Source organism: Macrococcoides bohemicum (assembly GCF_003259675.1).
Classification (GTDB): domain Bacteria; phylum Bacillota; class Bacilli; order Staphylococcales; family Staphylococcaceae; genus Macrococcoides; species Macrococcoides bohemicum.
Genome location: NZ_PZJG01000002.1, coordinates 20,979 through 38,303, shown reverse-complemented (window position 1 = coordinate 38,303; position 17,325 = coordinate 20,979). Strand labels below are relative to the sequence as shown.

18 protein-coding genes are annotated in these 17,325 nt (G+C 36.8%); 12 read left to right on the top strand and 6 right to left on the bottom strand.

All coding sequences use genetic code 11. The features are described from left to right. Positions 1–13 precede the first annotated feature (13 nt). From BHX94_RS04665 to BHX94_RS04650, 4 genes are all read left to right on the top strand, one after another. Positions 14–964 (top strand): thiamine pyrophosphate-dependent dehydrogenase E1 component subunit alpha, encoded by a 951-nt coding sequence (locus tag BHX94_RS04665; protein ID WP_111745126.1) that lies wholly within the window; start codon positions 14–16, stop codon positions 962–964. Between the two features lie 12 nt (positions 965–976). Further along, complete coding sequence (locus tag BHX94_RS04660) at positions 977–1,999, top strand: alpha-ketoacid dehydrogenase subunit beta (protein ID WP_096077367.1); 1,023 nt, start codon at positions 977–979, stop codon at positions 1,997–1,999. A 16-nt stretch (positions 2,000–2,015) separates the two neighbouring features. Then, positions 2,016–3,320: a dihydrolipoamide acetyltransferase family protein gene (locus BHX94_RS04655; protein ID WP_111745125.1), complete on the top strand. Its 1,305-nt coding sequence runs from the start codon at positions 2,016–2,018 to the stop codon at positions 3,318–3,320. A gap of 180 nt (positions 3,321–3,500) precedes the next feature. Continuing rightward, the gene (locus BHX94_RS04650; protein WP_111745124.1) at positions 3,501–4,940 is read left to right on the top strand and encodes a sucrose-specific PTS transporter subunit IIBC; all 1,440 of its coding nucleotides are present in this window, start codon (positions 3,501–3,503) and stop codon (positions 4,938–4,940) included. An 83-nt stretch (positions 4,941–5,023) separates the two neighbouring features. On the opposite strand, the gene BHX94_RS04645 is transcribed toward BHX94_RS04650, so the two are convergent. Continuing rightward, complete coding sequence (locus tag BHX94_RS04645) at positions 5,024–5,548, bottom strand: transcription repressor NadR (protein WP_111745123.1); 525 nt, start codon at positions 5,546–5,548, stop codon at positions 5,024–5,026. Between the two features lie 12 nt (positions 5,549–5,560). Next, positions 5,561–6,643, bottom strand: a complete 1,083-nt coding sequence (locus BHX94_RS04640) for a cysteine desulfurase family protein (RefSeq protein ID WP_111745122.1) — start codon at positions 6,641–6,643, stop codon at positions 5,561–5,563. An 81-nt stretch (positions 6,644–6,724) separates the two neighbouring features. On the opposite strand from BHX94_RS04640, the gene BHX94_RS04635 reads away from it, so the two are divergent. The 4 genes from BHX94_RS04635 (at position 6,725) to BHX94_RS04620 (ending at position 10,524) form a co-directional block, all read left to right on the top strand. Further along, positions 6,725–8,164, top strand: coding sequence for an L-aspartate oxidase (locus tag BHX94_RS04635; protein ID WP_111745121.1), 1,440 nt, complete (start codon positions 6,725–6,727; stop codon positions 8,162–8,164). Further along, on the top strand, positions 8,130–8,963 hold the full coding sequence (nadC, locus tag BHX94_RS04630) for a carboxylating nicotinate-nucleotide diphosphorylase (protein ID WP_111745120.1): 834 nt from the start codon (positions 8,130–8,132) through the stop codon (positions 8,961–8,963). The genes BHX94_RS04635 and nadC overlap by 35 nt, the downstream gene beginning before the upstream one ends. Next, positions 8,956–10,047: a quinolinate synthase NadA gene (gene nadA / locus BHX94_RS04625; RefSeq protein WP_379875200.1), complete on the top strand. Its 1,092-nt coding sequence runs from the start codon at positions 8,956–8,958 to the stop codon at positions 10,045–10,047. The genes nadC and nadA overlap by 8 nt, the downstream gene beginning before the upstream one ends. Positions 10,048–10,113: 66 nt before the next feature. Next, a complete protein-coding gene (locus BHX94_RS04620) occupies positions 10,114–10,524 on the top strand; it encodes a hypothetical protein (RefSeq protein ID WP_111745118.1) in 411 nt (136 codons plus the stop codon). Positions 10,525–10,690: 166 nt separating this feature from the next. On the opposite strand, the gene BHX94_RS04615 is transcribed toward BHX94_RS04620, so the two are convergent. Next, on the bottom strand, positions 10,691–10,996 hold the full coding sequence (locus BHX94_RS04615; RefSeq protein WP_111745117.1) for a hypothetical protein: 306 nt from the start codon (positions 10,994–10,996) through the stop codon (positions 10,691–10,693). Between the two features lie 86 nt (positions 10,997–11,082). Here BHX94_RS04615 and BHX94_RS04610 point away from each other — a divergent pair, with 86 nt between their 5' ends. Beyond that, on the top strand, positions 11,083–11,802 hold the full coding sequence (locus tag BHX94_RS04610) for an AAA family ATPase (RefSeq protein WP_096077357.1): 720 nt from the start codon (positions 11,083–11,085) through the stop codon (positions 11,800–11,802). Positions 11,803–11,816: 14 nt separating this feature from the next. Here the strand turns inward: BHX94_RS04610 and BHX94_RS04605 are convergent, their stop codons facing one another. Both BHX94_RS04605 and BHX94_RS04600 read right to left on the bottom strand, forming a co-directional pair. Next, positions 11,817–12,635, bottom strand: coding sequence for an MBL fold metallo-hydrolase (locus BHX94_RS04605; RefSeq protein WP_170120764.1), 819 nt, complete (start codon positions 12,633–12,635; stop codon positions 11,817–11,819). Positions 12,636–12,756: 121 nt separating this feature from the next. After that, positions 12,757–13,269, bottom strand: coding sequence for a DUF402 domain-containing protein (locus tag BHX94_RS04600; RefSeq protein ID WP_157742216.1), 513 nt, complete (start codon positions 13,267–13,269; stop codon positions 12,757–12,759). 218 nt (positions 13,270–13,487) lie between these two features. Here BHX94_RS04600 and chrA point away from each other — a divergent pair, with 218 nt between their 5' ends. From chrA to BHX94_RS04585, 3 genes are all read left to right on the top strand, one after another. Next, positions 13,488–14,642 (top strand): chromate efflux transporter, encoded by a 1,155-nt coding sequence (chrA, locus tag BHX94_RS04595; protein ID WP_111745115.1) that lies wholly within the window; start codon positions 13,488–13,490, stop codon positions 14,640–14,642. A 94-nt stretch (positions 14,643–14,736) separates the two neighbouring features. Beyond that, complete coding sequence (locus tag BHX94_RS04590; RefSeq protein ID WP_111745114.1) at positions 14,737–15,267, top strand: DNA-3-methyladenine glycosylase I; 531 nt, start codon at positions 14,737–14,739, stop codon at positions 15,265–15,267. Between the two features lie 11 nt (positions 15,268–15,278). Then, positions 15,279–16,037, top strand: coding sequence for a class I SAM-dependent methyltransferase (locus tag BHX94_RS04585; protein ID WP_111745113.1), 759 nt, complete (start codon positions 15,279–15,281; stop codon positions 16,035–16,037). Positions 16,038–16,148: 111 nt separating this feature from the next. Here BHX94_RS04585 and BHX94_RS04580 read toward each other — a convergent pair whose 3' ends face one another. Then, positions 16,149–17,282, bottom strand: a complete 1,134-nt coding sequence (locus BHX94_RS04580) for an MFS transporter (RefSeq protein WP_111745112.1) — start codon at positions 17,280–17,282, stop codon at positions 16,149–16,151. Positions 17,283–17,325: the final 43 nt, after the last annotated feature.

The following is a 17,325-nucleotide window of genomic DNA, read 5'->3' as shown; positions in this document are numbered from 1 at the left end:
GGAGGAACGCAAAATGGAAAAAGAAAAAGTGTTATGGATTTATAAGAAAATGAATGAAATTCGTGAATTTGAAGATGAAGTGCACAGAATATTTTTAACAGGAACGATTCCTGGTTTCGTGCACTTGTATGCAGGTGAAGAAGCGATAGCAGTAGGTGCTTGTGCAGAATTAAATGATGCCGATTATATTACAAGTACACACCGAGGGCATGGTCATGCAATCGCTAAAGAGTGCGATATTTTAGGAATGATGGCTGAAATCTATGGTCGTAAAGATGGTTTGAATAAAGGTAAGGGTGGATCAATGCATATCGCCGAAGTAGAGAAAGGTATTCTCGGTGCTAACGGTATCGTTGGTGCCGGATTCCCACTTGCAAATGGTGCGGGTTTATCTATAAAAACATTGAAACAAGATGCAGTGGCAGTATGTTTCTTTGGAGATGGTGCATCAAATGAAGGTACTTTCCACGAAGGATTGAATTTCGCATCAATTCTAAATTTACCTGTAATCTTTATTTGTGAAAACAATGGATATGGTGAGGCGACACCACATAGCTATGCCTCAGCGTCAGATACTGTTGCAGAACGTGCCTCAGCATATAATATGCCAGGTCACCATGTTGATGGTAAAGATGTTGTTGCAGTCAACGAAGTGATGATTGAAGCAGTGAAACGCGCAAAAGCTGGAGAAGGGCCGACATTAATTGAATGTAAGACTTATCGTAACTATGGTCACTTTGAAGGAGATGCGCAAAGTTATAAATCAGATAAAGATGAACTACGTGATTTAGATCCTATTGTCATCTTTAAAGAGCGTGCATTAAAAGAAGGCTGGATGACAGAAGAAGAAGCGAAAAAAATTGAAGATGATGCTAAAGCATTAGTTGAAGAAGCGGTTAAATTCGCAGAGAATAGTCCACTACCAGATGAATCTTCATTACTTGAAGATGTCTATGCAGATTAAGGAGGAATAATAATGACAAGAGAACTCACATTTATGCAAGCAGTTACTGAAGGAATCGACCAGGCAATGGAGAAAGATGAAACAGTTATTTTAATGGGAGAAGACGTTGCTGGTGGTAATACAATTGAGCATTTAGATGGAGATGAAGCGTGGGGCGGCGTGTTCGGCTTAACGAAAGGTATTGTAGGTAAATATGGTCGTGAACGTGTTATTGATACACCAATCGCCGAACAAAACTATGTTGGTGCAGGTGTAGGTGCCGCGGCAACCGGACTTAGACCGATTGTTGAATTAATGTTCAACGATTTCATTGGATATGCACTAGACGCATTACTTAACCAAGGTTCAAAAATGCGTTACATGTTTGGTGGTAAAGCAAAAATTCCTATGACGATGCGTACCGTGCATGGCGCAGGTGCTTCAGCGGCCGCTCAGCACAGTCAATCATTATATGGTATGTTCGGAGCAATTCCAGGTATAAAAGTAGTTGTACCATCAAACCCATATGATGCAAAAGGATTATTACTTGCCGCAGTTGAAGATGATAACTTAGTTGTATTTTCTGAAGATAAAACATTATATGGTATGAAAGGTGAAGTACCAGAAGAGTATTATACTGTTGAAATAGGCAAAGCAAAAATTGTAAGAGAAGGTACAGACCTTTCAATCGTTGCGATTGGTAAAATGGTACATGTAGCACTTGAAGTAGCGGATGAATTAGAAGGCCAAGACGTTTCAGTTGAGGTTATTGATTTAGTAACAGTAGCACCGTGGGATCAGGAAACAATATTGAATTCTGTAGAGAAAACAAATCGACTAATTGTAATAGACGAAGCAAACCCTCAAAGTTCTACAGGGCATTCTATTGCAGCTGTTGTTAGTGACAAAGCATTTGATTATTTAGATGGGCCGGTAAAAGTGATTACTGCACCACATACACCTGTACCTTTTGCTGAGAACCTTGAGAAACTTTACATTCCAAATAAAGATAGAGTACTTAAAGAAGCAGCAGAAATTATTGATGATTTAAAATAATGCGAGGTGAAGTTAAATGAGTAAAAGAATAGATATGCCGAAGCTAGGGATGACCATGACAGAAGGTACAATAGATGAATGGTACAAATCAGTAGGAGATGCTGTTAAGAAAGGCGAAGCAGTATGTATGATTGCTTCTGAGAAATTAACGATGGATGTTGAATCTCCGGCTGATGGACAGTTACTGGAAATCACTGTAGAGTCAGGAGGCGTTGCGAAAGTTGGAGAGCAGATAGGGCTTGTTGGTGATGAAGGTGACTCGGTTGGTGATAAGCCGGCAGGAGACGATGAAGCGCTTAGTGAATCAGGTGAACCAACTGATGAACGTGAAGCAATTAAAGATGCTGCAGAGAAATCAGATAGCTTTGAGCGCACTCACGATAAGGAAATTAATGAAAATGCTATTGAAGAAGAAGAGCATCCAACTGAACAATCTCAACAATCTGGTAAGAGAGTCTTTATCACACCACTTGCTAAGAAAATAGCACAAGAGAATGGTATAGATTATTCGCAAATAAAAGGTACGGGTGGTAACGGACGTATCACAAAGCGCGATGTTGAAAATGCACCAGCTAAAGCGCAAACTGAGCAAACAGCTCAAGCGGAGATTAAAGCTGTTGCCGAGAAATCTGTTACACCGAAAAACTTAAGTCCGATGCGTAGTGCAATTGCAGCAAATATGATGAATAGTTTACAAACGACAGCGCAATTAACATTACATCAAAAAGCAAACGCGGATAAATTATTTAAATTTAATAAAAAGCTTAAAACAGAAGTCGGTAATAGTGGACTAGATATTAAAGTAACTGTTACTGCATTAATTACTAAAGCTGTTGCATTAACATTGAAAGACGATCCGAAAATGAACAGCACTTATAAAGAGGGGAATTTAACAAAGCATGATGAAGTGAATATTGGTGTTGCAACATCGCTTGACGATGGATTAATGGTACCGGTAATTCATGATGCAGGTAGTAAATCTATCGGTGACATTGCAACGCTGATCTTCGAACTATCTGACGCAGCAAGAAACGGTAGTTTAGAGAACGAGAAGATGAGTGGTGGTACATTTACGATTACAAATATCGGAACATCAGGTATTGAATACTTCACACCAGTGCTAAATGCACCTGAAGTAGGTATTTTAGGTGTAGGATCAGTGCAAAATGAATTAAAATTAGTTGATGGTGAAGTGAAGGAAACGAAAACTTTACCACTCAGCTTAACAATCGACCATCAAATCATTGATGGTGCAGATGGCGCTCATTTCTTATCAACACTAATCAATTATATTGAAAATCCTTATTTATTAATTCTATAGATTAGAATAAGTGGCCAGTTCATTAATGGACTGGTCACTTTTAATATTCTTATAAAATATTTTAAATGTAAGCGTTGACAGAAAAAGATTTTGGGAGTAAGATTAGTTTAAATTAAGCACATAGTTCACGGACATATTTTTTTACACTAAAATGGAACCGGTTCCAAAGGAGGAAATGGAATGGATTACAATCAAGTTTCAAAAGATATTTTAGCTGCTATCGGTGGTAAAGAAAATATCGATGCAATGGCACATTGTTCAACCCGTTTACGTTTAGCTTTAAAAGATGAGAGTATCGTAGATCAGAAAGCATTAGATAATATGGATGCGGTAAAAGGCACTTTCTCAACAGGTGGTCAGTATCAAATTATTATCGGAGCTGGTACAGTAAATACTGTATTTAACGAAATGAGCAAGATGACAGGTATGGATGCTGCAACGAAATCAGAAGTAGCGTCTAAATCTACGAAGAAGATGAACCCTTTACAACAATTTGTGAAGATGTTGTCTGATATCTTTGTTCCAATTATTCCAGCAATCGTAGCTGGTGGTTTATTGATGGGGATTAACAACTTATTTACAGCACCAGGATTATTCTATGATGGTAAAACAACGGTTATTGAAGCTAACCCAGGTTTAGCTGGTTTAGCAGACTTTATTAATTTACTTGCCAATGCACCATTCGTCTTCTTACCAATCTTAATTGGTTTTAGTGCCGCGAAACGTTTCGGTGGTAACCCGTATCTAGGTGCAGCACTTGGTATGATTTTAGTGCATCCGGCATTGTTAAATGGATATGACTTCCCAAAATATGTTGTAGCGGGTAAAGATATTCCGTCTTGGGATTTACTTGGACTGCATGTTCAAAGTGTAGGGTACCAAGGTCAAGTGTTACCGATTTTAGTTGCGAGCTGGATATTGGCTACAATTGAGAAGAATTTACGTAAAGTAACACCATCTTGGTTAGATAACTTAACGACACCGTTAATTTCTTTATTCGTTACTGGCTTCTTAACATTCCTATTCGTTGGACCGTTAACACGTACAGCAGGTACCTATTTAACTGATGGTTTAACATGGTTATATGAAACGGGTGGATTTGTAGGTGCGATGATCTTCGGATTCTTCTATGCACCAATCGTTATCACAGGTATGCACCACTCATTTATCGCAGTTGAAACACAGTTGATTGCAGATGCTGCAAAAACAGGTGGGTCATTTATCTTCCCGATTGCTGCTATGAGTAACGTATCTCAAGGTGCAGCAACGTTAGCGGTATTATTTATTACTAAAAATGAAAAACTTAAAGGTATCGCATCAGCTGCCGGTATCTCAGCATTATTAGGTATTACTGAACCTGCAATGTTCGGAGTAAACTTAAAATTACGCTATCCATTCATTGGAGCGATTATTGGTTCAGCTGTTGGTTCAGCATACATCGGTTTAATGCAAGTTAAAGCGACAGCTTTAGGTGCTGCTGGTTTACCTGGTGTTATCTCAATTGCTCCAGGAAGCTATATGAATTATGTTATCGCAATGGCGATTGCAATTGTTACTGCATTTGTAGCAACATTTATCTTATCAAAACGCCCAAAAAATAAAGAAGTTGAAGAAGCATAAATCGATAATTAATTTATATAATTAATTGAATATAAAATATTAATAAGGCCAGGACAATTGTGTCCTGGCCTTATTTTTGCTGTTTACTCATAGTCATAAATAAAGCCATGTGCTTTTAAATCACGTTCTGCATTATCAAGTATCTTTTCGGTTTTAGCAGATATTACATGTTCATGTACACCGTATGTGAGTTCAGCTAGCATTCTCCCATTATCTTCAGTCATATCATTTGAGAATTCATAACAATCTTCAACAGAATTGAGCATCAGATCCGCTGTAATTTTACCGTATATTGGATGATTGATAGACACATTGTCGATCATTGCGCCATTTTCAACGATAATCGTTAGTTCTTCAAGCATTCTGCTATTGTCATGTTTTACGGTAATTGTACGTTTATATTTCTCACCTGTCTGAGGCGTGGCTTCAAAGATATACCCTTTTTTTGTCGCTTTGATGCCAATTTCTTCTTCACGTAATTTTGCAATATCTGAAACGATGATTTGCCTTGACACATTAAATCGTTTCGCTAATGCAGCGCCAGGTATTGCAGTCGAACTTTCTTTAATCAGTTGTGCGATGTGTTGCCTTCTTTCCTCTGTTTGCATAGACTTTCACCTTTATGTTATTTGATTGATGACCTCTAAAAAAGTATTGATTTCTTCTTCTGTCGTTAATGTACTGAGTGATACTCGAATATATTGATGTACCGAGTAACCCTGCTTTGTAATCAATGTTTCTAAGCCTCTTGAATGCATTGTACCATGCCCGCATGCGGTTCCGGTAGAGATTAAGATATTGTGTTGTGACAGTTGTTGCATTATATATTGTCCGTCTGTTTTGTTGATAAGTATCGGAATAATGTTTTTAAGTTGTGGTTCGAATTTCATCGGCACGTATAATGCTGGATCGAGCTTAGTAATAATCTTGTGATTTAACTGCTGTATAGTGTCTGATTGTTTATATTCTATCAATGCTTGTGTCATCGCAACAAGTGATGGTACATCCACTGTGCCGTTTCTCATATGATGTTCGTGATGGAAGAAAGGATTAGTGATGCGCATTGCCTCTTCCCTAATAAGAAGTGCACCGATTCCTTTTGGACCAAAAAATTTATGCCCGCTGATTGAAAGTGACGTTACATATTGCGTTGGAATCATTAACTTACCAGCTGATTGCACAGCATCAATGTGAAATGGAATATTAAATTGATTTGTTAATTGTCCTATTTGTTCAATTGGGAAGATATAACCTGTTTCAGAACTGACATGAACACAGCTTACACATGCTATTGTCTCATGATATTGCCGGATAAATTGTTCTGTCATATTTAAATCAATCATGCCAATTTCGTCTTCCGGGAAGTAGTGTATGTCGTAACGAGCATGTCCGTGTAACGCTGCATAGACAGATGGATGTTCAAATTTAGACGTAAGTACGATTGTTTTATTTGATTCATGATAGAGATAGTTGTTTAAAGCCATTTCATTTGCGTGAGAGCCACTCGTCGACGTTACAAGTGTAAAGTTATCTGTAAATCGTGCATTCAGTGCATTCTCGCAGTTGTGTACGATATCTTTAACGATGTCGCCACCACCATGTAAACTCTCGGAATTATAATAAAATTTTTTGTTTGTATCAAAGTAACCTTGCATTGCACTAGGAGACATAGGTGTTGTTGCAGCATAATCTAAATTTATCATCGAATTACCTCTTGTAATTTTATTGTTTATGTGACAATATAATTGTAAAACTAATGTAAATATATTGTAAAGGTGTTTTTTATGTATGATGTAATTGTTGTCGGTGGTGGTATTAGCGCACTCAGCCTGTTAAGTTATCTTCCGAAACACTTTAAAGTTGCTGTCGTGATGGATAACAATACTTCTTCAAGTGTGATGGCTCAAGGTGGTATTGCTTCATCTTTATTTGAAGAATCAATTGAAAATCATGTGCAGGATACATATATCGCTGGCTGCAATTACGGTGATATTGATGTTATCCGTAAGATGATTGAAACGGGAAATCATGTTGTTCGGGATTTAATAAATAGAGGTATCGAGTTCGATCAAAAAGCGGGACGGATTGATTTAGGTATGGAAGGAGCGCATGCTATACCTCGCATCTTTCATATGAATCACGATCAGACAGGGAAGTCAGTTTGTGCATTTATGCATGCTCATATTCAACCACAGGTTGAAGTGATATATGGTCGTTTAACGGCACTACATAAAGATGTATATGGAAAGATTTGCGGTATTTCAGTAGATGATAGAGTATTTTCGGGGCAATTTGTTGTACTTGCTACCGGTGGATATAGTGGTATGTTTCAACCTGCTTCGAACCCGAGTTCGGCTGGCGTGTATGCTCAAATGCTTGCACTACTTTCAGGTTGTACGTTACGTGACCTTGAAATGGTACAGTTCCATCCGACGATGCTTACGATTGATAATAAAGCAATCTGTCTCGTCTCTGAAGCGGTTAGAGGCGCTGGAGGAGTACTGGTGAATGAATATGGTGAACCAATTATGGCAAAGTATTTGCAGCGTGATTTATCTCCAAGGCACATTACGAGCTATGAAATATTTAGGCGCATACAAATTGGAGAGCGCATTTATTTAGACATTTCAAACATACACAATTTTGCACAGCAGTTTCCATTCATTAATACACAGTGTGAGCAGTTTGGTTTATCAGAACGCATTCCTGTTGCACCGGGTGCACATTATACGATGGGTGGTATAGCAGCTGATGTAAATGGTGCAACAGCAGTAGAGAACTTATTTGTAATTGGTGAAGCGGCATGTACTGGCTTTCATGGCGCGAATAGACTCGCAAGTAACTCACTGCTGGAAGGATTAGCAATGGGGAAACTGCTGGCACAAACGTTGATTAATGAAACGTTAAATCCACCTGGCAGAATTTTTTCTACTGTAAATATTCAATATAATCGTGATTTTGATCATGTATCATTTATGAAGTATGTAGGTATCGTTAGAGATACTGAAAACTTAAATAAATACTTGAAGGCCCTTAATTCAAATGATAATTTAACAGTTTTTGCAAGACTCGTTACGGAATGCGCGATAAATCGGACGTCTACACTCGGTGCGCATGTGATAAAGGAGAAAGATGTAGCAGACAGAGATAAAACAAATATCGTAAAACATATAAACGGAGGAACAATCGTTGAATTTAATTCGCTTAGAACAAAAGTTACGTGATTTTATGGATGAAGATTTATCATATGGAGATTTATCATCAGCTATCTTTGATGACAATACAACCGGCACAATGCAACTGATTGCCAAAGAAGATGGTTATTTTTGTGGTGAAGATGTTATCTTACGAGGATTTAATATTTTAGATAAGTGTGATGTCGCTTGTTTCAAACATGATGGGGATGCGTTACAAAAGGGTGAATGTATTGCTAAAATCTCTGGAAAAGTAAAATATCTATTACAGGCTGAACGTACTGTATTAAATATTATTCAACGTATGAGCGGGATTACGACAGAAACGAAAAGGTATATGGAGAAAATAGCACATACGTCAGCTAGAGTGACAGATACACGTAAAACAACGCCGGGGCTAGGCATGTTCGAAAAATACGCAGTACGTATTGCAGGTGCCAGTAATCACCGTAGAAATCTTAATGACGGAATCATGTTAAAGGATAATCACATTGCATTTATGGGTTCAATTGACGCTGCGATGCAAAGTGTAAAGGCGTTGCACGGTCATATGGATAAGATAGAAGTTGAGATTGAAGATGAAGCAATGCTTGAAGCAGCAATTAAAGCTCAGGCCGATATCATTATGTTTGATAATTGTACACCGGAATTTATTAAGGCGCATATCCATCTTGTGCCAAACCATATTATTACAGAAGCATCTGGTGGCATTAATATCGAAACGATCAAAGCATATGCCGAAGCAGGTGTCGATTATATTTCAGTTGGTAAGCTATTTCATGGCGCAAATGCATTAGACATTTCCGGAAAGGTGGATATCAATGATTGATTTATTAAAGTCAGGACAAATTCCTGAACAGTATTTACACATGTCAAAAGAAGCGCTTGAAGCAAGGGTGACAGAAGTAAAGAGTTTGCTTGGTAATGATCTATTCATTCCTTGCCATCATTATCAAAAAGATGAAGTGGTGCAATTTGCAGATGCGATAGGAGATTCATTAGAACTTGCAAATATTTGTAAGACGAATACAGCGAAGTATATCGCATTTTGTGGTGTACACTTTATGGCAGAAACTGCTGATATGCTGACAAACGATGATCAGATTGTCTTGTTACCAGATTTAAGAGCAGGTTGTTCGATGGCAGATATGGCGAATCTTCATCAAGTAGAACGTTGTGATGCTTATTTAAAGTCAGCGTTTAATATAGACTGTCTGCCGTTGACATATGTCAACTCTACTGCAGCAATTAAAGCATTTGTTGGCAGGAAAGATGGTGCATGTTTAACAAGTGGTAACGCACATAAAGTAGTAAGTTGGGCACTTGCACAGGATGAAATCATACTTTTCTTACCTGACCAGCATTTAGGGCGTAATACAGCATATGATTTAGGTGTTCCGTTAGAACAAATGGCGATCTATGATCCGATTCAAAATAAACTTGAATATGATGGTGATATGAGTGATTTACGTATCATCTTATGGAAAGGGCATTGTTCAGTACATGAGAAATTTACGGCGCAAAATATTGCTCAAGTAAGAAAGCAACATCCAGACATGCGTATTATCGTTCATCCTGAATGTACTTTCGAAGTAGTTCAGCAAAGTGATGATGCAGGTTCTACGCGTAAAATTCTAGAAGAAATTACGAACGCAGCACCTGGCTCTAAGTGGGCAATCGGTACTGAAATGAACTTGGTCAATCGCATTATAAAGCATAATTCAGATAAAGAAATCATTTCACTTAATCCATTTATGTGTGCATGTCTAACGATGAATCGTATCGATTTACCGCATCTCGTATGGTGTCTCGATAAGATAATAGACCATAACTTTGAAAACCAGATTACAGTAGATCAGGAAACGACGACCTATGCATTAAAAGCATTAGATAAAATGTTATTTCTGCAGTAATCGTTATAAATGTAATAAATCTATAAATACATTATAATAAAAATAATGTTGAATGGAGGAATTACAATGAATAAATGGGTAAAAAGAGGATTAGTAGTCGGTGCTTTAACAGTCGGTGCTGTTCAAGGTGCTAAATATTTAGAGAAAAATGAGATGGTTAAAAAACGTCTGAATGATTTAAAGAACGTAAAAGAATATAACGACTTACGTAAAGCGATTATGGAAGTTGTTCATGCGTTTAATAACAACAATGCACCGCGTCTAGAACAGCAGTTCCAGGACAATGATTTTGTTACTGACCAAACTGAACCGACAAATAATGTGCAGGAAGAAACGATTGGTGAAGCGGTGAAGCGCGTGTTAGATACACCTGTTGTAACGAATTTAATTGGCGACAAGGCAGATATCGATATGATGAAAGATTTAATCGATGAAACAGCAGAAGTTGAAAAGCTAATCAGAAGCTGGTTTAACTAAAAAGAGGCTGGGACAGAAGTGTTCTGCCACAAGCAAAAACCGAACAAAACTAATAAATCGCTCTTTGATTTATAGTTTTTGTTTGGTTTTTTGTCGTAGGGGCAACTTCTGTTCCGCCGTTTAAGCTGTTAAACAGAAGAGGGCTAAGAATTTTGTCTCAATCTTTTTATATTTCCAGCTTATAAATATATTGTTTACCATGACCTTTTCCACTATACGAATAATCCATAATCAGATTGGTAAGTAGTAAGGACTGTTTATCATCTGTATACTGAAATCTTCTATCAGTACGATGCAATAAGAAGAATCCAATCGTCTGATTTTGATTAATAATCACGACACCATGTACATTATCGTTTATTTCTTCGATGCTGTATTCTGGTAATTGCGTGTACTTTAAAGTTTCAGCTGGTTGATAGAATTGCTTTAATCGCTCTTTGTACTGCTCCTCATATGGAACCAATTGAACCATCTTGGCACCTCGAATGACAATAAATTTTTATTATTACTTTTTTTACTATATTATTAATATAACAGAATTTTTTATGAGGTGAAAAGATGTTTATCAAAAGTATTGCATCAAATTTTAAGCCACATGAAGCAACACCTTACTATATGAAAATCCCTGCGATCAAAAAGTTGGAACGTATTGATTTAACTAAACCTGTGACGATTATTGTAGGTGAAAATGGAACTGGGAAATCAACTTTAATTGAAGCGATTGCAGTGAATTATGGGTTAAATCCAGAAGGTGGAGGTAAGAACTTTAACTTTGCAACGAAACATTCACATGCAGGACTATATGAAGAAATAAGGCTTGGAAAGATGGGTGTACCAAGTGATACATTCTTTTTACGTGCAGAGGGGTTTTATAATGTAGCTACTGAAATTGAGCGACTTAATGCGATTGATGGTAGACTGCTCAACAGTTATGGCGGAAAAAGTTTACATGATCAATCCCACGGCGAATCATTTTTAGCGTTACTTAAGTACAGATTCCGTGCAAAAGGTTTATATATATTAGATGAGCCGGAAAGTGCTTTATCACCGATGCGTCAAATGTCGATGATTGTTAGGATAAATGACTTAGTAAAGCGTGGTGCGCAGTTCATTATCGCAACGCATTCACCAATTATTATGGCATATCCAGGTGCAGATATTATTCAGTTAAATGAAGATGGGTATGACCGCATAGATTATCGTGAAACAGAACATTATATCGTTACAAAAGCATTTATCGATAAACCAGAAAAGATGATTAAGACTTTATTAGAATAGTCTTAATCAACTTTTTATAATGTGATGATTTCTTCTTTTAAATCGAGATCATGACTTGTTAATATTTTCTTACATAGAGGATCTTTACTTACTTTATTAATCCAGAGTAATGCCTTCTTTAAATCATAGAGATTCATCACGTGAGCTGGAATGATAATCTCTTCGTATGATGTATTCACCAGTGCAGCATCACTCGTGATTAATATATACTCTCCATCACTATTCATTACTTTCACCATAAATAAACCAACGCTATGACCTGGAGCATGGATGAGCTGTACTGATTTGTCTCTGAATAAATCATATGAAAAGCCGTTTGGTCCAATGCCCGTTTGATCAAACTCGAAACACGTTAGATCAACATCAATCCATAATTTTTGAAGATAACGGATTACGCGTTTATTGGATTCTAATATTTCTTCGCGACTCGCAAATATATATTTGGCATCTTTAAGCTGACGTACGCCGCTTACATGGTCACTGTGGAGATGTGTTAGCAGCACATAATCTAAGTCACCTGGTAGTATTCCTCTTTTACTGAGCTGTTCATCTATCGATTGTCCTTCAGGTAAAGTAGCACGATGAATTAATCGCTGTAATCCCAACTCTTTATGTTCTTCTTTACGTACACGTTTATGCCAGCCTGTATCAACAAGAATTAATCCTTTCGGGTGTTCAATCAGGAAACATGCGATAGGATATTGTTTGCGCTTTTTCTTATACGAAATAAATCCAAGCTTTGTAAGTGGATTTAGGGATTTAGTCTGTGTCGTAACGGTGCGATTGACAGTAATAAACCCTGTCTGAATAACATGTATACTAATTTTTGACAAGTAAATCCCTCCATTCCAGATAATGTTACAACAAGCGTATCATATTATTTCTAAAGTTTTATTCCTTTATTGTTACAATTTGTTAAAGTTGTATTAAAAAAGATACTCTAAAAAGAGCATCTTATTTTATCGGTCCATCGACATCTTTAAAATTATCAATGCCGAATGGAAATACATTATTTTTAATATTTGTTTTAAGTTCCTGCAATGAAACAAGAGCGAAATTGGTTAACTGCAGAGGATAGTTATATCGCTTTGTATTATCTAAGAACATGTCATTGTTTCTTAAAAACCATTGTCCTGTATTCGATTTGACATAATCCATATCCAGGTCAATATATGTAATGTTACCTTCATCATCCTTTTGACAAGGTGTTGAGATATTACAAAAAATCTTAACGGGTTTATATTGTTCATCGATTGAGATTGATACCGTATATCCATGATATTTAGAAAGAAAATGAAGCGTATCGTAATCAAGTAAATATTCTTCGTCTTTAATGAAATGTTTTAATAGAGAATTTTTTTCACATACTACAAAAAAGTAATGTGGTGTTTCAGAAAGTAATTTCCCTTCTACTTCTACGTGAGGTCTATCTGGATATTTATGTGATTTTATCTTTACTGTGTTCACTATCTGGACCTCCTAATTTGATATGTAGGTTTATTATAATATGAAATCGTTTTCCATGCATTGATTTCAATAATTCTCTTTAATAATGTCATAAATTCGAGAAATTTTAAACCGTAACTCAATATGTTCTCTTAAACCTTACATAATCTTTAAAGTGTTGTAACATAACTGTACTGAATATTCGTTATGATAAACTCAACAAATCAAGGAGGTGGGTTATGGGACGTTTATTAGAAATATTTTTTGTTGCATTAAAACTTGGCGTGACGAGCTTTGGAGGACCAGTTGCGCATCTTGGTTATTTCCGGGCTGAATATGTCGAGAAAAGAAAATGGCTAAGCGATAAAATATATCAGGATCTTGTCAGTCTATGTCAGTTCCTGCCTGGGCCGGCATCGAGTCAGGTCGGTATCGGTATAGGTTTAATGCGAGGAGGAATACTCGGCGCAATATTAGCCTTTTTAGGATTTACATTACCGTCAGTCTTTATCCTGATTACATCAGTCTACTTTATGAAGGCACTCGATATGGATCTGGATTTTATAAAAGGATTACTCATAGTTGCAATTGCAGTCGTATTACATGCATTAGTTGGAATGGGAAAGACCACGTTAAATAATTTAACAGCCATCATGATCTTTTTGATCAGTTTATGCACTGCACTTGTATTTCCAACAGCATATACGCAAATCTTAATCATTATCGCTTCCGGATTAATTGGTATGTTACTGTATAAAGTTGAAACGAAAAAAGATGCGCCAATCTCGATTCAAGTTTCGAAATCAATGAGCATTGCTGCGTTACTATTGCTTGTTAGTTTAATGATTGGACTACCGATTATTGCCCAGTTGATTAATAATGACTGGCTACATATGTTTGACAGATTGTTTCGTGGAGGGTTACTGGTATTTGGTGGAGGTCATGTCGTATTACCACTGTTACAAAGTGTCTTCGTACCGGATATGATGGATATCGATACATTCCTTGCTGGATATGGCTTGACACAGGCGATGCCTGGTCCATTGTTTACCTTTGGTTCATTTGTTGGCGCAAGTTTATTTGGTGTTACAGGTGGACTCGTGGCTATGGTAGCAATCTTCTTACCGGCTTTTTTATTAGTGATCGGTACTTTGCCGTTCTGGGCTGTTATTCGTGAGCATCGATTGATGAAACAAGCATTAAAAGGAATTAATGCCGGTGTTATCGGTATATTAGGGGCTGCATGGATTAATCCGATTATCATGCATACTGTAACGCACTGGCAGGATATTGTATTTAGTTTAATACTTTTTATTTTATTATATTTTGTAAAATTGCCACCGTGGGTTATCGTCGTACTCGGTATTATTATAGGATTAATTTTTTATAGATAAGTACACATACATTGTGTACTTCTTTTTTATAGTAGTAGATAAGTTGCTTAAATGATACAATAAGTAAGTAATTTACAAAGAGAAAGGTGACAGCATGAGATTTAGCTGGGCAGATAGTCATCCGTTGATGGCCAAATATTATGATAATGAATGGGGTATTCCATCGCATGATGATACATATCTCTTTGAAATGCTCGTGCTTGAAGGGATGCAGGCAGGACTTTCATGGCTGACGATACTGAAACGCAGGGAAGGCATGCGTACTGCTCTCGATCAATTTGATTATCAGAAAATCGCAAAGTATGAAGCTGATGACTTTAATCGGCTGATGACGTCAGATGCGATGATTAAAAATAAATTAAAGATTGGTAGTATCATTAATAATGCGCAGAAATTTATTGAGATTCAGCAGGAGTTTGGTAGCTTTGATCGATACATATGGTCATTTACAGACTTTAAACCAGTGATTACATATTTTGAAGAAGAAAGTTTAGTGCCTGCAGATAACGCTTTATCTCAACAAATTAGTAAAAATTTGAAGCAGCGTGGTTTTAAATTTGTCGGACCGGTAATAATTTATGGATTTTTAGGTGCAATAGGTATCATTCAAGATCGATTACATTAAAGAGGTGTTATATGGATAGTAAAGTACTTTTTAGTGAAAAAGTAGAACAGTATCGGAATTCCAGACCTAAATATGCTTGTGCGTTAATGGATTATATGAAAGAAACTTTTTCAATTGATGAGACGACAACGATTGCTGATATTGGTGCGGGGACTGGTATATTCACTGAACTATTACTGGATCTAGGCGCAAAAGTTATTGCGATTGAACCGAATAGTGCGATGGCAGCACAACTCCGTCTGGCATTAAAGTGTAAAGAACTTGAAATACATGAACGACCAGCAGAAAGTACAGAAATTGAATCTCATACCGTTGATATGATTACTGTAGCACAAAGTTTTCATTGGTTTGATCAAAATGCGTTTAAAGCAGAATGTAGAAGAATATTAAAAGGGAATGGCCCGGTTTGTCTCGTCTGGAATACGCGTATAGAAGAAGCACCGATTAATGTAAAGACCGCAGAAATTTATTCTGCATTCTGTCCAAACTTTAAAGGATTTATCGGTTACGGTGGTGGGGTGCAGTATTCTGAAGAAAGTATCTCAGATTTCTTTGGAGGTAAATATGCTAAGCAGTCTTATGAATTCCCATTAACGTATAATAAACAAGGATTTATCGATCGTTCGTTATCCGCATCATATGCATTAGTAGAAGGCGATAGACAATATGTTACGTTTGTAGAAAAGTTAGCTAACCTGTTTGATGAGTTCGCTGTAGATGGCAAAGTAATCGTGCCAAATGAATCAGTTCTCTATTACGGAACAATATAAATTTGCACTAAATATTTTATGCGCAAAAAAAGAACACACTTTATCATTTGAACTGATAAAGTGTGTTTATTTTTAATTTATTATGGTATTTCAGGTGGATGACTGATTGTATTAATCTCTCTTGATAGATAATGCTAATCCTAAGCAGATAATCGCAAATAGGATTGATAAATAAGGCGCAACAGATAAAGAAAATGTTTCTACAATAATACCACCAATTAACGCACCAAATCCGATACCCGCGTTTAAAGCTGACATGTTCCATGCCATGATAGTGCTTGAATCACCTTCTACTTGCTTTATGATACCGATTTGAATGGCTGGGTTTGTTCCCCATTCAAAGATATTCCAGACAAGCATCACGAATAGTAATATAAAGTAAAATGGTAAAGCGATATTAAAGAAAAATAATGATAGCGTAAATACAGATAAGGCGATGATCAACCATTTCTTACTACCAATTTTATCTGCCATCATCCCACCTAAACTTGTTCCTGCAATACTACCTATACCACAAACGAATAATAGAATAGAGACGTGTTGTAGCGTATACCCATGACTGATCATTAACGGGCTAATATAAGTAAACACGATATAGTTTGAAGCTAATATAAAGAATGTGATACCGATATATTTTGCAGCTTCTGCCGGATACAGTAGTTTTGAATGTTTGTTTTCATCTTCCGCCTGTACATTAATTTTATTTGGTAACTGAAACATTAAGAGGATGGTCGCAATAATACTCACTATAACAATCATCCAGAATGTCGCACGCCAACCGAACATTTCGCCGATTTTTGTGCCAAGAGGTACGCCAAATACATTAGCGCCACTAAATCCGATGTATACAAGACCTAACATTTTCCCACGTTCTTCAGGTTTACTTAAGACGACAGTAAGCGCTAATAGCTTTACAACGATAATGCTCGATGCCGCAGAAGCAATAATACGTCCGATGACGATGACGGTAAATGTATCACCTACCGCATTAATCGTATTTCCAATAATAAAGATAATCATGCTGATGAGCAATATCCATTTCGGATTATATCTTTCGGTAAGTTTCACGAGAATTGGACCACAAATAGCAACTGTAAAAGCATAGATAGTGACTAATTGACCGGTCAGAGATTGATTAATATTTAAATCATCACTGATAAGCGTTAATATACCTGCAACTACCAGTTCGACCATTCCAACAACAAAGATACTAAGTATAAAAGTAAATAATTTAAGACGTGTCATAATAGATCCTTTCAATATAGCGTGCACTAGAAATTATATCAGT

Coding starts and splice junctions, on each gene's coding strand:
- BHX94_RS04665 (WP_111745126.1), top strand. CDS start 14: ATGGAAAAAGAAAAAGTGTTATGGATTTATAAGAAAATGAATGAAATT.
- BHX94_RS04660 (WP_096077367.1), top strand. CDS start 977: ATGACAAGAGAACTCACATTTATGCAAGCAGTTACTGAAGGAATCGAC.
- BHX94_RS04655 (WP_111745125.1), top strand. CDS start 2,016: ATGAGTAAAAGAATAGATATGCCGAAGCTAGGGATGACCATGACAGAA.
- BHX94_RS04650 (WP_111745124.1), top strand. CDS start 3,501: ATGGATTACAATCAAGTTTCAAAAGATATTTTAGCTGCTATCGGTGGT.
- BHX94_RS04645 (WP_111745123.1), bottom strand. CDS start 5,548: ATGCAAACAGAGGAAAGAAGGCAACACATCGCACAACTGATTAAAGAA.
- BHX94_RS04640 (WP_111745122.1), bottom strand. CDS start 6,643: ATGATAAATTTAGATTATGCTGCAACAACACCTATGTCTCCTAGTGCA.
- BHX94_RS04635 (WP_111745121.1), top strand. CDS start 6,725: ATGTATGATGTAATTGTTGTCGGTGGTGGTATTAGCGCACTCAGCCTG.
- nadA (WP_379875200.1), top strand. CDS start 8,956: ATGATTGATTTATTAAAGTCAGGACAAATTCCTGAACAGTATTTACAC.
- BHX94_RS04620 (WP_111745118.1), top strand. CDS start 10,114: ATGAATAAATGGGTAAAAAGAGGATTAGTAGTCGGTGCTTTAACAGTC.
- BHX94_RS04615 (WP_111745117.1), bottom strand. CDS start 10,996: ATGGTTCAATTGGTTCCATATGAGGAGCAGTACAAAGAGCGATTAAAG.
- BHX94_RS04610 (WP_096077357.1), top strand. CDS start 11,083: ATGTTTATCAAAAGTATTGCATCAAATTTTAAGCCACATGAAGCAACA.
- chrA (WP_111745115.1), top strand. CDS start 13,488: ATGGGACGTTTATTAGAAATATTTTTTGTTGCATTAAAACTTGGCGTG.
- BHX94_RS04590 (WP_111745114.1), top strand. CDS start 14,737: ATGAGATTTAGCTGGGCAGATAGTCATCCGTTGATGGCCAAATATTAT.
- BHX94_RS04585 (WP_111745113.1), top strand. CDS start 15,279: ATGGATAGTAAAGTACTTTTTAGTGAAAAAGTAGAACAGTATCGGAAT.
- BHX94_RS04580 (WP_111745112.1), bottom strand. CDS start 17,282: ATGACACGTCTTAAATTATTTACTTTTATACTTAGTATCTTTGTTGTT.